Origin of the sequence: Leptolyngbya sp. KIOST-1 (assembly GCF_000763385.1) — a bacterium.
Classification (GTDB): domain Bacteria; phylum Cyanobacteriota; class Cyanobacteriia; order Phormidesmidales; family Phormidesmidaceae; genus Nodosilinea.
This window is the reverse complement of sequence record NZ_JQFA01000004.1, coordinates 757,441-770,483: the sequence shown is the minus strand read 5'-3', so window position 1 is coordinate 770,483 and position 13,043 is coordinate 757,441. Positions and strand designations below refer to the sequence as shown.

The 13,043-nt window shown below is 61.0% G+C and carries 14 protein-coding genes; 3 read left to right on the top strand and 11 right to left on the bottom strand.

The window, feature by feature from the left end; translation table 11 throughout:
• Positions 1–26: 26 nt before the first annotated feature.
• Positions 27–917 carry an NAD(P)-dependent oxidoreductase gene (locus NF78_RS20420; RefSeq protein WP_035991276.1) on the top strand — a complete coding sequence of 297 codons (891 nt, stop codon included), beginning with the start codon at positions 27–29 and terminating at the stop codon, positions 915–917.
• A gap of 338 nt (positions 918–1,255) precedes the next feature.
• Positions 1,256–1,447 (top strand): DUF2949 domain-containing protein, encoded by a 192-nt coding sequence (locus NF78_RS20415; protein WP_035991274.1) that lies wholly within the window; start codon positions 1,256–1,258, stop codon positions 1,445–1,447.
• 152 nt (positions 1,448–1,599) lie between these two features.
• Here the strand turns inward: NF78_RS20415 and NF78_RS20410 are convergent, their stop codons facing one another.
• The 4 genes from NF78_RS20410 to aroB form a co-directional block, all read right to left on the bottom strand.
• Positions 1,600–2,337 carry a class I SAM-dependent methyltransferase gene (locus tag NF78_RS20410; protein WP_052050784.1) on the bottom strand — a complete coding sequence of 246 codons (738 nt, stop codon included), beginning with the start codon at positions 2,335–2,337 and terminating at the stop codon, positions 1,600–1,602.
• Between the two features lie 42 nt (positions 2,338–2,379).
• Entirely contained in the window at positions 2,380–3,021 is a 642-nt protein-coding gene (gene hisB / locus NF78_RS20405; protein WP_035991272.1) for an imidazoleglycerol-phosphate dehydratase HisB, read from the bottom strand.
• Between the two features lie 147 nt (positions 3,022–3,168).
• On the bottom strand, positions 3,169–3,909 hold the full coding sequence (locus tag NF78_RS20400; RefSeq protein ID WP_035991270.1) for a DUF2993 domain-containing protein: 741 nt from the start codon (positions 3,907–3,909) through the stop codon (positions 3,169–3,171).
• Positions 3,910–4,073: 164 nt separating this feature from the next.
• Positions 4,074–5,171: a 3-dehydroquinate synthase gene (gene aroB / locus NF78_RS20395; protein WP_035991268.1), complete on the bottom strand. Its 1,098-nt coding sequence runs from the start codon at positions 5,169–5,171 to the stop codon at positions 4,074–4,076.
• A 206-nt stretch (positions 5,172–5,377) separates the two neighbouring features.
• Here aroB and NF78_RS20390 point away from each other — a divergent pair, with 206 nt between their 5' ends.
• On the top strand, positions 5,378–5,473 hold the full coding sequence (locus NF78_RS20390; RefSeq protein WP_035991266.1) for a cytochrome b6-f complex subunit PetL: 96 nt from the start codon (positions 5,378–5,380) through the stop codon (positions 5,471–5,473).
• On the opposite strand, the gene NF78_RS20385 is transcribed toward NF78_RS20390, so the two are convergent.
• The 7 genes from NF78_RS20385 to opcA form a co-directional block, all read right to left on the bottom strand.
• Complete coding sequence (locus NF78_RS20385; protein ID WP_035991264.1) at positions 5,460–6,728, bottom strand: O-antigen ligase family protein; 1,269 nt, start codon at positions 6,726–6,728, stop codon at positions 5,460–5,462. The genes NF78_RS20390 and NF78_RS20385 overlap by 14 nt on opposite strands.
• A complete protein-coding gene (gene wbaP, locus NF78_RS20380; RefSeq protein WP_035991262.1) occupies positions 6,729–8,174 on the bottom strand; it encodes an undecaprenyl-phosphate galactose phosphotransferase WbaP in 1,446 nt (481 codons plus the stop codon). It abuts the gene before it with no gap.
• Positions 8,175–8,205: 31 nt separating this feature from the next.
• Positions 8,206–9,354, bottom strand: a complete 1,149-nt coding sequence (locus NF78_RS20375) for a glycosyltransferase family 4 protein (protein ID WP_035991260.1) — start codon at positions 9,352–9,354, stop codon at positions 8,206–8,208.
• A gap of 173 nt (positions 9,355–9,527) precedes the next feature.
• Positions 9,528–9,746, bottom strand: coding sequence for a hypothetical protein (locus tag NF78_RS20370; protein ID WP_035991257.1), 219 nt, complete (start codon positions 9,744–9,746; stop codon positions 9,528–9,530).
• A 53-nt stretch (positions 9,747–9,799) separates the two neighbouring features.
• A complete protein-coding gene (locus NF78_RS29850; RefSeq protein WP_225885385.1) occupies positions 9,800–10,612 on the bottom strand; it encodes an SH3 domain-containing protein in 813 nt (270 codons plus the stop codon).
• 197 nt (positions 10,613–10,809) lie between these two features.
• Positions 10,810–11,478, bottom strand: coding sequence for a ligase-associated DNA damage response endonuclease PdeM (pdeM, locus tag NF78_RS20360; protein WP_035993466.1), 669 nt, complete (start codon positions 11,476–11,478; stop codon positions 10,810–10,812).
• A 126-nt stretch (positions 11,479–11,604) separates the two neighbouring features.
• Positions 11,605–12,933, bottom strand: coding sequence for a glucose-6-phosphate dehydrogenase assembly protein OpcA (gene opcA / locus NF78_RS20355; RefSeq protein WP_035991255.1), 1,329 nt, complete (start codon positions 12,931–12,933; stop codon positions 11,605–11,607).
• Between the last annotated feature and the right edge of the window lie 110 nt (positions 12,934–13,043).

Here is a 13,043-nt window from a genome sequence, read left to right as displayed (position 1 = left end):
GAAACACCACGAGGAGGATACCACCGGTGAAGATTGGGGTAGTTGGCACTGGGTTAATGGGGTCGCCAATGGCCCTCCGGCTGCTGTCGGCGGGCCATCAGGTGTGGGTGTACAACCGCACTCCGGCCCGGCTGAAGCCCCTGGAGCTGGTGGGGGCTACGGTTTGCCCTACACCTCTGGCCCTGGCCCAGAGCGTGGAGGCGGTTATTCTCATGGTGACCGATGGCGAAGCGGCGCGATCGCTACTGGCCGACATGGGCCTGAGCGAGGGGGGAAATAGCCCATCGCCCCTGGCCAGCTGTGCCGTGATTCAAATGGGAACCATCGCCCCCGCCGAAAGCCAGGCGCTGAGCCAGCGGGTGACCCAGGTCGGCGGCACCTACCTGGAAGCTCCGGTGCTGGGCAGCATTCCCGAGGCCAAAAACGGCAAACTGATCATCATGGTGGGGGGTGAAGAAGAGGCCTATCAGCGCTGGCAACCCCTGCTCGCCTGCCTCGGCAGCACCCTCTACCACGTGGGGCCAGCGGGCAGCGCCGCCACCCTCAAGCTGGCGATGAACCAGCTGATTGGCTCCCTCACGGCGGCCTTTGCCCAGAGCCTGGGGCTGGTGCAGGCTGCGGGTATCGATGTCAATACATTTATGGCCGTGGTGCGCCAGAGCGCTCTCTATGCCCCCACCTTTGACAAGAAGCTGCCCCGCATGCAGACCCGTCAGTTCGCCGACCCCAACTTTCCTACCAAGCACCTGCTAAAGGACATGGGCCTGTTTGTAGCGGCGGCTGAGGCCGCTGGCCTGGCTACCACCCCCGCCGAGAGCGTGCGGCAGCTTGTAGAAGAGGCGGTACAGGCGGGGTTTGCCGACGATGACTACGCGGCTCTGTTTAATATCGTCAGTCCTCTGCCTGAGCCTGACTAGGCGATCGCCTGCGCACCAAATCTTGATCATTTGTTAAGGGTTCCAACAATCCGTGAAGCAAAACCCAGGGTTTTGGCCCAACGCTGGGTATCTTTTATTGCAGTTGGATGCGGTGCTTACTGAGCTGTGATGACTGGGGTAGCCCATCAGGGTCTGGTTTGCAGGCCCTGGCGTTGGTTGTCAGTCGATCGACAGTCGGCTTAATAGGGGTGTGATTTAAGTTCGACCGGACCGCCCAAAATTAATGTTGTCACTGAGGCATCCTTGTGTAAAATCGTGGGCAACATCTATGCGCCTTGCTTTTGTACCCTGGCGTTTCCCTAAGGAGGTGATACTTGATGACGGTTAGTGGTCAACCCAATTTGATCCAATTTTTGCAAGACGATTTGGCTATTTCGGCGGCTTCCATTCAGGTGGCCCTGAAGCACAGTGAGCAAGACCCTGGGCCATTGCCTATGATCCTTTGGCAATACGGTTTAGTGACCCTAGAGCAACTAGAGCAAATCTATGACTGGATGGAAGCGGCTTAGGCCGACGGCACCCTGCCCAATCCCTGAGAGGCGTAGCGACTAGCTGCGCCTCTCCTCTGTATTTGGGGTCTGTACTAAGGCCTATGCTGGGGTACAAGTCTAGGGCTGGGGCACAAAGGCTGCAGCAAAGCCAAGCCAGGACCCGCTGCCGGTTAGCCTCTAAAAAAATTGGTTTCCAGGTGTACCTGCGAGAGATAGTTCACAAACTCATCGCCGTAGGGCCTGACTTTTTTAAGCAGAAAGAAAATTGAAAACGCGCAGGTGGGAAACAGGTTGGCCAGCGGCCGCGCGAGGCGTTTTGGAAATGGGTAAAACTGCGACCCGTAAAAGCCCGTGAGCTGGGTTAGCTCTGGGGCGGCGGCTCGATAAAACAGCAGCGTATCGGCCTTAGAGAAGGGCCTGACATGGGCTGAGATCATTTTGTTACAGGTGGGGTGTACCCCAACCAGGCCCAGCAGCCGGTTGTGGAGCGACAGAACATTGGGCACCCCCAGGTAGAGGCAGCCCCCCACCTTGAGCACCCTAAAAATTTCGTGGTTGATCCAGTAGATTTCCTTGGTGTGTTCCAGCACCTGGTTGGCAATCACCAGGTCGACGGATTCTGAGGCCAAAGGGAGCGGCTCCGCTTCGATGTTGACGGAGACGGGGGAGATGCCCGCAGCCTCGAGGCTGGGAGTGTTCCAGTCGCCGTAGTCAACCCCAAAACACTGGGCCGCGGGGTGCTGGGCCAACACAGTCCTCAGGTCGTCGCCATGGCCGCAACCGATGTCTACACAGGCGCTCACGGACAGCGATCGCACCACCGATTGCAGCACATGGCGACCGTAGGTTTCACCGTGGTCAACGGTGGTGAGGCGACTGGAGGTGCCAGGAGGAACGCGTCTAAACATCTCTTTAAGTGAGCTGCATGAACTAAGTTACCTCAAGGCAGGCTAGATCACCCCCTTAGAACTGGGAATCAGGTGCGCCCGGCGAGGGTCCACCTCAGTGGCCATCCGCATGGCCCGAGCAAAGGCCTTAAAGGTCGCCTCAATGATGTGGTGGGAGTTGATGCCGTCGAGTTGGCGAATGTGCAGGGTCATTTGGCTGTGGTTGACCACGGCGACAAAGAACTCTCGTACCAGCTGGGTGTCGTAGGTGCCCACCCGCTGGGTCGGAATCTCCAGGCCGTAGCTGAGGTGGGGCCGCCCCGAAAAGTCGAGCGCCACCTGCACCAGCGACTCGTCCAGGGGCGCGACAAAGTGGCCAAACCGGGTGATGCCCTTGCGATCGCCCAGGGCCTGGTGCAGCGCCATCCCCAGGGTAATGCCCACGTCTTCGTTGGTGTGGTGGTCGTCAATTTCGATGTCTCCCGTAGCCTGCACCTGCAGATCGATCAGCCCGTGGGAGGCAATCTGGTGCAGCATGTGGTCCAGGAAGGGAATGCCTGTGTTCGCTTCGCACTGTCCGGTGCCATCGAGGTTGAGGCTGACCTGGACATCGGTTTCACCGGTGGTGCGGCTGACGCTGGCGCTGCGGTTGGAATGGGTGGGGCTGGCGCTAGGGGCCGCCAGGGGCCGATCTTGGGTTTGCATGGCAGTTGAACCGGTTAAACCTCTGATCATAAACGACCGCTGAACGGAGTTCAAAAGGTGTACGGCTCACGGCAATCCTTGAACCGTACACCTTGTACCCTGCACCTTTAGACCGTTAGGGCCTGTCACAATCAGGTTGGTCAAGCACTAGCTGCCGGGAAACTTCTCAAGCTGAGCCTTGGCCTGCAGATTGATGTATTTTTCTAGCACATCAATGCGATCGACGTGCAGGGTCATGCCGCTGAGGCTGAACTGGCGCAGGTCGAGCAGGTCTTTCGCCGCCGACAGCAGACTCTCGGTAAGGGGGGCCGAGGTGTTATCCTCCCCCAGATCAACTTCGCTGAGCACCACCTGGTATCCCTCGGGTGCCAGAGTTGGGGTGGTGGTGAAGGCCACATGCTGCTGTTCCCCCGAGTCCAGCCGCTGGATGTCGGTCGCGATCGCCACCCGACCATCCCCCGGCAGCGAAACCTTAACCTGCTGAACCCGCAGCCGCACGGGGCGATCCTCCACCGTTACCTCCAGGTCTTGCAGTTTTTGCTGAATGTAGTCGGAGTTGCAGGCTCGCTCAATGTCGGCCTCGGTCAGCTTGGCGGCCACCGTGGCATTGGTGGGGCGCGTCAGTTCGATGTCGCCAAGGGCAGCCTTGAGCGGATCGATCGCAATGCCGTCGGTTTTTACCGCCAGCGCTTCGGTGCGCAGGTCTTCCTTAATCACCAGCCCCTGCCCCTGAATGGCGACCGACTCCAGTTGCCCCTGCATCAGGGCCACCGGATCGGTGCGAATTTCGGTCTCCAGGGTTTCCACCGCATCGAGCTGGGTGGACAGCCCCATCTCTACCGCCTTGCTCAGGGCCTGCTCCCCCAAGTCCGAATTGCCTTGAGCCATAACTAGTATCCTTGTATACGGTTGAATTCACCAGTCTAGATGGTGGTCAGGGCCGTCAAGCTCCGTCGCCGTGGGGGTTTTCGGCGCTGACAGGAGGCTGCTTTAGGCAGATCAATTAATCTTTCTTAATGAATAGCCAGGGCGCAAGGAGACGATGACACGCCCTATAGCGCCGCCAGCATCTGCTCTCGGGTAATATCCCCCGTCACCACAGCCGCCCCTAGCCCCTGGGGTATGACAAAGCGGACCTGCCCGTCTTCGACCTTTTTGTCGCCCTGGAGCAGCGCCAAAATATCCTCGGCCTTGAGCTGAGCGGGTATTTGAGTGGGCAGCCCGGCCTTTTCGATTAGCTGGAGCTGGCGGGTTTCCGCCGCCGCCGTCCAGTAGTTGAGGGCAGTGGCTATTTTGCCGACGGCCACCATGCCAATCGCCACCGCCTCGCCGTGGTTGACCCCCCGGTAGTGCATCAGGCTCTCTACGGCGTGGCCAATGGTGTGCCCGTAGTTGAGAATGGCCCGCAGCCCCGCTTCTTTTTCGTCCTGGGATACCACCTCGGCCTTGGCCTGGCACGATCGCGTCAGGATGGTGTGCAGCAAGTCCTCCCCCAGGTAGCGGTACTGATCCAGGCGGGGGGCCGCCTCCAGGGTTTCAAACAGGTCCTTGTCCCAGATCACGCCGTATTTGATCACCTCCGCCATGCCCGCTCGAAACTCGCGGGGAGGCAGGGTTTTGAGCACCGTGGGGTCGATCACCACCAGGCGCGGCTGGTGGAAGGCCCCGATCAGGTTTTTGCCCTGGGGATGGTTGACGCCGGTTTTGCCGCCAATGGAGGCATCGACCATGGCCAGCAGCGAGGTGGGCACCTGCACCACGGCGACCCCCCGCAGCCAGGTGGCGGCAGCAAACCCGGTCATATCGCCAATCACGCCGCCCCCCAGGGCGACCATAGCCGACTTGCGCTCTAGATGAAAGCCCAGGGCCGCATCGTAGATTTTTTGAATCGAGCTGAGGGTTTTGTAGCGTTCTCCCGCCGGCAACAGGCAGGTTTCGACGGTGTAGCCCGCCTGGGTGAGGGCGGCCAGAGCGCGATCGCCATAGTGCTTGAAAATGGCCGGATTAGACACCAGCAACAGCTTCTGCCCCGGCTTCACCAGTGGCGTTTCGGCTCCGGCCAGCCAGCTGCCCAGGTGGTCTATGCCCGCCGTGGCAACCACCACCTCGTAAGGATGACTCGGCAGCGGCACAGGAATGACGGATTTCATGGAGGTTAGCCAGGGGATGAAGAGGTTGCTTTAAAACTTTACCGGGTCGAGGGGTGAAGAGGGTGTGTGGGTGAAGAAGTGAAGAGGTGAAGGAAGACCTCCCAAGTCTCAAATAATCCCATCCACCCACCCACCCGCCTACCCATCCACCCACTCACCCCCCGCCGTGGTTCAATAGAAAGTCGTAACCGTTGTGGAGAGAGATTATGGGTGGTGTAGTAGCCTACGTGCTGTTTCTGTCGGTCATGGTGGGCACGGCCATTGTGCTGTACTTTGGCCTGCGGGCAGCTAAGCTGATTTAGACCGCAACCCCGGTGCCAGAAAGGGTATGGCCTGAATGCTGCCCAGCAGGAGCCAGCCCAGGATGTTGATGCGGCCATCGTAAAAGGCCAGATCAAAGATGGCAAAGGCCGTGGTGCCGCCAAAGCCAGCCAGATAGCCCCCGAGCAACGCCATGGCATCGGCGGGGACGGGGGCTGCAACCAGGGTATAGGTGCTGCGTCCCAGGATCCAACCCACCAGGCCGGTGAACCCCAGGGCCACCGGCACCCCGGCTTCGGCAGCCAGCATGATCCAGAGGTTGTGGGCGTGGGGTAAAAAATCCCCTGCCACCGGAAAGTCGGCCGGGTCGTAGAGCAGCTTGAAGGTGCCTAATCCGGTGCCGAACCAGGGTCGCTGGGGAATCATTTCGAGGGCCAGCTGCCAGACGTTGAGCCGCAGGGTTGCAGTGGCAAAGGCCTCTGGCAGGGTGCGCCCACCGATACCCCAAATCAGCGCGCTGCCGACCAGCAGAGCGATCGCCCCCAGCCCGGCCCAAAAAATGTAGCGATAGGGCCGCAGCAGCCCACCAAACAGCAGCACCTGGAGACCCGCAATCAACAGCCCGTTGCGGGACCCGGAGCAGAAAATCCCCACCAGCGTCAGGGCCGTGGCCCCGCAGATCCAGGCACTTTTGCGCCGCAGGTCGGGGCGGCTGAGGTAGTAGGCGCAGAGGCCCAGGCCCAGGCCAAACACAATCACCATGTAGTTGGCGAAGGCGTTGGGGTGGCCAAATATGGAGCTTGCCCGGGCACCGTAGTTGGTTTGGAGGTAGAGCCACTGCAGCCAGGGGGCGCTGCCCCAGCGGCTGAGTCCCCCGGGCGATCGCAGGTAAAACTCTGCCACCGCCGCTAGGTTGATGGGAATGGTGGCGACCAGCAGCGCCAGGCCCCAGTGGTGCAGGGTTTTTAGGGGTTGGCTGAAGCTGGGAATGGCGACGGCGATCGCGGCGTAAAAGCCAAAGAACGGAATAAAGTTCAGCACCTGGAGGGCCGATTCGCCCGGCGCAGTCGATAGCACCACCCCAACCACCAGGGCCAGGGCCAGCCACACCCAGCCCTGGGTGTACAGCAGTCGCCCGATCTGGCGCGGCCAGCGGTACAGGCTGACGATCAAAAAGCTGCCCAGGGTGGCGATCGCCCCGTAGACCAGGTAGGGCAGTGCCACCAGGCTGACCAAAATCAATCGCTCCAGGGTTAAGCGGCTAACCCCAAACCCGTTTCCCTTTGTAGACTCCATCTAGTAGGCTCCATCGCCAATCATGACCACCCAGATTGTTTTCAGCAGAATATAGATATCCAGCCACACGGACCAGTTCCTGACGTAGTAGGCGTCGAGGTTGACCCGCTCGTCGTAGGACACATTGTTGCGCCCCGACACCTGCCACAGCCCGGTGAGACCCGGCAGAACCTTAGTGTAAAGGCTGTATTTGTCGGCGTAGCGAAAGATTTCGTCTTTGACAATGGGTCGGGGGCCCACCAGGCTCATTTCCCCCCGCAGCACGTTCCAGAGTTGGGGCAGTTCGTCCAGGCTGGTGCGCCGCAAAAAGTGGCCGATGCGGGTAATGCGGGGGTCGTGGCGGAGCTTGTGGTCGCGTTCCCACTGCGATCGCAGGTCTGGATTGGCCGCAAAATAGCGCTCCAGCACCTGGTCCGCATTGGACACCATCGATCGAAACTTCCAGGCGGTAAAAGGAGTATTGTTTTGCCCCAGGCGGGGCTGGCCGTAAAACACTGGCCCCGGTGAATCGATCTTGACCAACCCCGCAATCAGAATCAGCAGCGGCAGTACCGCCATCCCCACCACCAGGGTGAGCCCCACATCGAGCAGGGCTTTGATCAGGCGTGGCCCCGGCAGCAGAAGCTGCTGCCGAATTTCCAGACCCAAAATTCCCCCCAGATCCTTGGAGCTGACCCAGAGGCTGGCCACCCCAAACAGGTCGGGAATCATCATCAGGTGCGGAAAGGTGCGGCCGTAGCGCTCCAAAATTCTCAGCAGCTTTTCTCGCTGCACCCCCGGCATGGCCACAATGGCGTAGTGAATGTCGTGCTTGCGGGCCAGCCGGGGCGCGATCGCCAGCGGCCCCACCACCGGCACCCCGCAGATCGAATCGCTGCGATCGCGATCGTCGTCCAGCACGGCGACGGGCTTAAGGCCGAAGTTGGGCTGGTTTTTCAACGTTTGTACCACCAGTTCTCCAGTGCGCCCGCCCCCCAAAATCAGCACCTGATAGCCCCACCACGGGTAGTGGGCAAACACCTGTCTCACCAACAGCCGCCCCAGCAGCACCATCAGCAACGACAGCACCCAGGTAATCAGAAAAACACCCCGGGAGTAGGTTTCACTCTCGCCGGTTAAAAACAGGCCCGCCCCCAGCACCAGATGGACAAAGCTGGTGGACAGACAAATGCGCCGCAGCTCATCGACCGGACTCAGACCGACGGCGGGATATAGCCCTGCCGCCGCATAGGCCAGCAAAAACACGCTCAAAATCGGCCACAGCTGCCCGTACAGGCTGGGCGAATAGGCCCCGCCCAGGGCCAATCGCAGGTAGACTCCAGCCGTCGCGGCCAGAAACAGGGCCAGCAGATCGGATGCGCCGAGTAGACCAACCATCGGCAGCGATCGGGTGGACATCCTCAGCGACAACATTACGGGCTGAACCGTACGCTCCAGAGGAAACATAACTGTCCCCACCACTCCTGCAACACCGACACTACTCTAATTCATCGCCCTGCTGAAATTTCAGCCACTTCTGTAGCAAATAGGCGCTCAACTCCTGCTGAAATCGAGTTTCTGAGAAGGTTTCGGCCTGATTACGAATAGTTTCAGCCGCAAACTGGTGGCGAGACGTCGCAAAATGCAGCACCGCCTGCTCCAGCTGCTCAACGGTTTGCTGATCAAATAGAACCCCCGTTTTGCCGCTCACGACCGTCTCAGCACAGCCACCTTTGCCGTAGGCAATCACCGGTGCCCCAGCCGCCTGGGCTTCAACTACGGTAATGCCAAAATCCTCTTCCGCTGGAAAAATAAACCCCCGACAGCGCTCCATATAATCTGACACCACAGCGTCGGGAGGGTTCCGCAAAAAGGTGATATTGGGTTTGGCCACATGTTGCAGCGCCCCCAGGGCCGGCCCATCGCCAATCACCACCAGCGGTAGCCCCAGCCGGTTGAAAGCTGCCACCGTCAGATCGACCCGCTTGTAGGGCACGCAGCGCGACACGGTGAGGTAAAAGTCCTCCCGGGGCTGATCCCAGCGAAAGCGATCGATCGCCACCGGCGGATAGATCACCGTGGCCGGGCGGCGGTAGGTCTTCCAAATCCGGCGAGCGACGTAGCGGGAGTTGGCCACAAAGCAGTCTACCCGGTGGGCCGCCGCCAGATCCCACAGCCGCAGGTAGTGCAAAATCAGCCGGGTGAGGGCGCTTTTGGCCCCGCTGGTCAGGCCCGCCTGCTGAAGATACTGCTGCTGCAAGTCCCAGGCGTAGCGAATGGGGGTGTGCACATAGCTAACGTGCAGCTGGTGGGGGCGGGTGATCACCCCTTTGGCCACGGCGTGGTTGCTGGAGATCACCAGGTCGTAGGCGGAGAGGTCAAACTGCTCGATCGCCAGGGGCATCAGTGGCAGGTACTGGCGAAAGTGCCGCCGCGCCCAGGGCAGGGTTTGAATGAAGGAAGTCTGAACCCGGGTGCCGGGGGGTATGAGCGATCGCGCCTCGGCCTCTAGAAATTCCACCAGGCTGAATACATCGGCCTGGGGGCACACTCGCAGCAGTTGCTCGACGACCTTCTCGGAACCGGCACGGCTGACCAGCCACTCGTGTACGACGGCCACGGCGGTTGGTAGGGGTTCGGGGAACATGGAGAGAGGAGGTGGATGGGTGAAGGGTAGATGGGCGAAGGGGCAGGTGTTGGATCGGCCCTAGTACTCTGCAGCAGAAGTCGGCCAGCCATGCCTGACCCCTGACACCTAGAACCTGGCACCTAAAACCTGACACCCTCAGAAACGACAAGCAATATTTCTACCAGCTAGGCCTAGCCTTCGAGCTGTAGCTCACCACTGGCCACCTTCTCGGAGACGAGCTGTCGCACCATCTCCAGCTCCTCGTAGGTGACTTTGCCGTCGGCTTTCATGGCAGCGGTAATGGCATCGCGCTCGCTCTGGGTGAGCACACCGTCGGCGATCGCCTGCTCGATGGTCTGTCGCAGGCTCTCTAGCTCCCGCTGCTCTTCAGCGCTAAGTTCTTTTGCCATGGGTGCTCCTAGGTGGCCAGGTCACGCTCCATCTTATACCGATTTGCCGGTACCTATTTACAGGTGGCGCTCCCATCAATGCCGGCATAGCTCACATTCACCTGAGTCCCGCTGCGGGGGTTGCCGCCGGACAGATCGACCAGCGAGACCGGATAGCTGCGATCGCTAGTGGGTGGGCTGGTGCTGCCCTGGTAGAGCGGTTGCCCCTGGTTGCTGCTGCCCTGGCGACTGAGCGAGGCATCAAAGGTGTTGCGGGTTTCCATATTTACAAACCGCACCAGGTGAAAGCCGTTGGTGTCGTAGAAGGCGGTTACGCTCATGCCCTCCATCAGGCCCTCGCAGGTGCTGCTGGCGGCGGCCTGGGGCGACAGCGGGGTGGCCCGCCCTTCGGTGTTAATAAAGTCGCCGCGAATCCAGCCCTCGGCCCCGGATTTTTCAAACTTGACGTAATACCAGGTGCCATCGCTGGCCCGGGCCTGGCGCAGCAGCTGCACCGGGTCGCCCACCAGGCCATAGCCCCTGGCGCTGGAGGAGGTGGTAGGCTGCGATCGCAGATTGATCTGAGCCTCGGGCTGGGCCGCAATTAGCTGGGCCGCCTGGGGCGGGTTGACGGCTTCCCCAGTACCGCCAACTCCCGGTTCTGGTGGGCTCGGGCTTGGCGTTCTCCCCGGGCTAACGATTGTTTCTGGGGTGGTGCCTGGGGTGGTGCCTGGGGTGGGCTCAGCGGGGTCAATCACCACCGGCTGCTCCTCTGGGGTCGGGGGCACCTCTACGGTAGAATCGTCGCGCCGTCCGACAGCGATCGCGGCGATGGCGACGAAAATACTACAGATCGCCACGGCCATCCATGCTTTAGTTTTTGTCATAGCTATGCCCCTCAGGAAATCCAGAGGTCTAGCATAGCGCTGGATTCTAGGGGAGTTTAGCTTTCGACTTGGAGATTTTAGATTGTCACATCCACTACCTCCAAACCCCTCCCCCCACGCTACGATCACTCCTAATTCATCCCCCACTCATCCACCCATCCACCCATCCACCCATCCACCCATCCACCCTTCACACCCTACCGCCCAAACCCCACCACCGCCCCCTCGGCTACCACGTAGGCCGTCTCCCCCGCCGCCAGCACAATGTCGTAGCCGCCGGTAAACTCGCCAAAGGAGGGCAGCGTCAGCCGGTTTTGCCGGGGCTGCCAGTGAAAGCAGGGCAGTCGCAGGCGATCGCAGCCCAGCTTCAGTCGAAAACAGGGATGGATGTGGCCGCAGATATTCAGGCGATCGGGGTTCGGGTCGGGCTCATGGCTCAGCAGCACGCCATCGACCTCCACCGCCTCCACCCAGCACTGCACCGAGAGCTGCGTGAGGGTAGCGTGCAGGCGGCGATCGTGGTTGCCGAGGATCAGGTGGGCGCTCACCTGGGTGCGGTGCAAAAACTTCAGCCAGGCGTCGATCACCTCATCGACCATGCCGTCCTGTCCGTGGAACAGATCGCCCAGAATCCACAGGTGGTCAGGCTGGTGCTGGACACAGAGCGCCGCGAGCCGGGCCAGGGTACCGTGGTTGACCTGGCTCGACACCGGCAGCCCGTGGTGCTGAAACGTCTCCGCCTTGCCCAGGTGGACATCCGACACCAACAGGGCGCGCTGGGCGGGGAGAAAAAGGGCGCGATCGCCCAACAGGTGCAGCTGGGTGGAGCCAACGCTGAGAACTTCTCCGGGTAGGGTAGGGGACATCAGCATCGATAGGTGGAACGGTGTCTAGGTTTGCAGTATGTCATCCATGGACAGCGCCCGGCCAGGGAAAGTGGCCAAACGAATGCGATCGCTCCCCTGGAACCGCTCCCTGTCGTACTGCCCTGGCTACAGCAGCTGCATAATCTGCGCCACCATGGCCAGGCTCTCCTCGTAGAGCACATCCTCACCCCAGCGCTGGAGCTGCTGCCCCAGCATAAAGTCCGCCCGCTGGTCCGACAGCGCCGTCACCTGTTCCACCTGACAGGCCTGGGCCCCACCGCCCGCCTCCATCCGCATGCAGCCGGTAGTTTCTGAACACAGAATGGTGCAGCAGTTGGCGTTGGGGTTAGTGGACTGAATCCGCAGCCCGGTCAGGTCGCCAATCACCTCGCCCGAGTCCGCCACCGGAATGCCCGCCAGCTCTGCCTCAACGTCCAGATCGTTGGGGCCCTTGAAATAGATTTTCTTGATGTTGTAAATGCCGCCCTCTTCCACATAGCTCACTGGCTGCCAGCCCAGGCGGCTGGCAAACCAGCCCAGGTACAGCAGCGCCTGGGCCGCATTGCCCTGCTCGTAGTCAATGCTAATGCGGTCCACATCCAGCAGCGACTCGCGCCGCTCCGGCGGGTCAAAGGCCGAGGCCGCCAGCTCCTGCCAGGGGGCCAGCCGGTGCCAGTTGAGGTCGGCGATGTAGGTGTCCTGCTCGATCAGCTCCTGCATTTTCTGCAGCTCGGCCTCGGCGTCGCTGAAGTAGCTGGAGTCCACAATGATGCAGTTGCTGCTCTTGGCCAGGTTGCGGAACAGGAGTTGCTCCGGGCTGGGGGTCGCCTTCCACCAGACAAACTTGGGCAGCTCCGGCAGCGTCAGCGACGCAATTAGATCGCTGACCCGCTCCAGGGCCGCTTTTGTGCCCCGCAGGGTAATGTACTCGCAGCACACCAGGTTGCTGGTGCTCTTCTTCTGCACCGGGCAGTACACCGACACCTGGGCCGTTACCCCCGTATCTTCCCCAAAGGTGGGGCACAGGCTGATGATGCGGCAGGGGTTGTGGGCCGAGATCGACTCGCTCAGGTTAAAGCCCCGCTGGTCCAGGTTTTTGTAGCGCTTTTGCTCGTTGGAGAGCTGGGTATACTCCTGGCGAATGCGGGCCAAAGTGGGAGGATCCACCCGGCCCGTCACCCGCAGGTCATAGGCGATCTGGGCCTGGCGCAGGCCCTCGCGGGTCTGGGGACCGTGGTTGCCGTCGATAAACCCAGCGTAGTGGCCCAGGGCGGCCAACACCTGCTGCACCTCCTCCGGCTCGTAGACCACCATGGTAAACGTGGTGGCCCGAGTGGCGGTGGGGGCCGCTACCCCCGAGTCTTGCATGTGCCAGATGCTCTGGAGCTCTGACTCGATCTCGTCGAGGGAGATATCCTTTGGCCTTTGCAGGGCAACGATGGGAGTGGTGGTCATGGGAGATTGGGGGTAAGGGGTGGGTGGGGAGTGGATGGGTGGGTGGGTGGATGGGTTAGGGGTGAACCGTAGTGGGCACTGCCCACCATCTCCACCAGCGGGTCTACAAA

What these genes read in the sequence shown, in the direction of transcription:
- NF78_RS20415 (WP_035991274.1), top strand. Translation starts at nt 1,256, where the DNA reads ATGACGGTTAGTGGTCAACCCAATTTGATCCAATTTTTGCAAGACGAT.
- NF78_RS20410 (WP_052050784.1), bottom strand. Translation starts at nt 2,337, where the DNA reads ATGTTTAGACGCGTTCCTCCTGGCACCTCCAGTCGCCTCACCACCGTT.
- hisB (WP_035991272.1), bottom strand. Translation starts at nt 3,021, where the DNA reads ATGCAAACCCAAGATCGGCCCCTGGCGGCCCCTAGCGCCAGCCCCACC.
- NF78_RS20400 (WP_035991270.1), bottom strand. Translation starts at nt 3,909, where the DNA reads ATGGCTCAAGGCAATTCGGACTTGGGGGAGCAGGCCCTGAGCAAGGCG.
- aroB (WP_035991268.1), bottom strand. Translation starts at nt 5,171, where the DNA reads ATGAAATCCGTCATTCCTGTGCCGCTGCCGAGTCATCCTTACGAGGTG.
- NF78_RS20390 (WP_035991266.1), top strand. Translation starts at nt 5,378, where the DNA reads ATGGGTGGTGTAGTAGCCTACGTGCTGTTTCTGTCGGTCATGGTGGGC.
- NF78_RS20385 (WP_035991264.1), bottom strand. Translation starts at nt 6,728, where the DNA reads ATGGAGTCTACAAAGGGAAACGGGTTTGGGGTTAGCCGCTTAACCCTG.
- wbaP (WP_035991262.1), bottom strand. Translation starts at nt 8,174, where the DNA reads ATGTTTCCTCTGGAGCGTACGGTTCAGCCCGTAATGTTGTCGCTGAGG.
- NF78_RS20375 (WP_035991260.1), bottom strand. Translation starts at nt 9,354, where the DNA reads ATGTTCCCCGAACCCCTACCAACCGCCGTGGCCGTCGTACACGAGTGG.
- NF78_RS20370 (WP_035991257.1), bottom strand. Translation starts at nt 9,746, where the DNA reads ATGGCAAAAGAACTTAGCGCTGAAGAGCAGCGGGAGCTAGAGAGCCTG.
- NF78_RS29850 (WP_225885385.1), bottom strand. Translation starts at nt 10,612, where the DNA reads ATGACAAAAACTAAAGCATGGATGGCCGTGGCGATCTGTAGTATTTTC.
- pdeM (WP_035993466.1), bottom strand. Translation starts at nt 11,478, where the DNA reads ATGTCCCCTACCCTACCCGGAGAAGTTCTCAGCGTTGGCTCCACCCAG.
- opcA (WP_035991255.1), bottom strand. Translation starts at nt 12,933, where the DNA reads ATGACCACCACTCCCATCGTTGCCCTGCAAAGGCCAAAGGATATCTCC.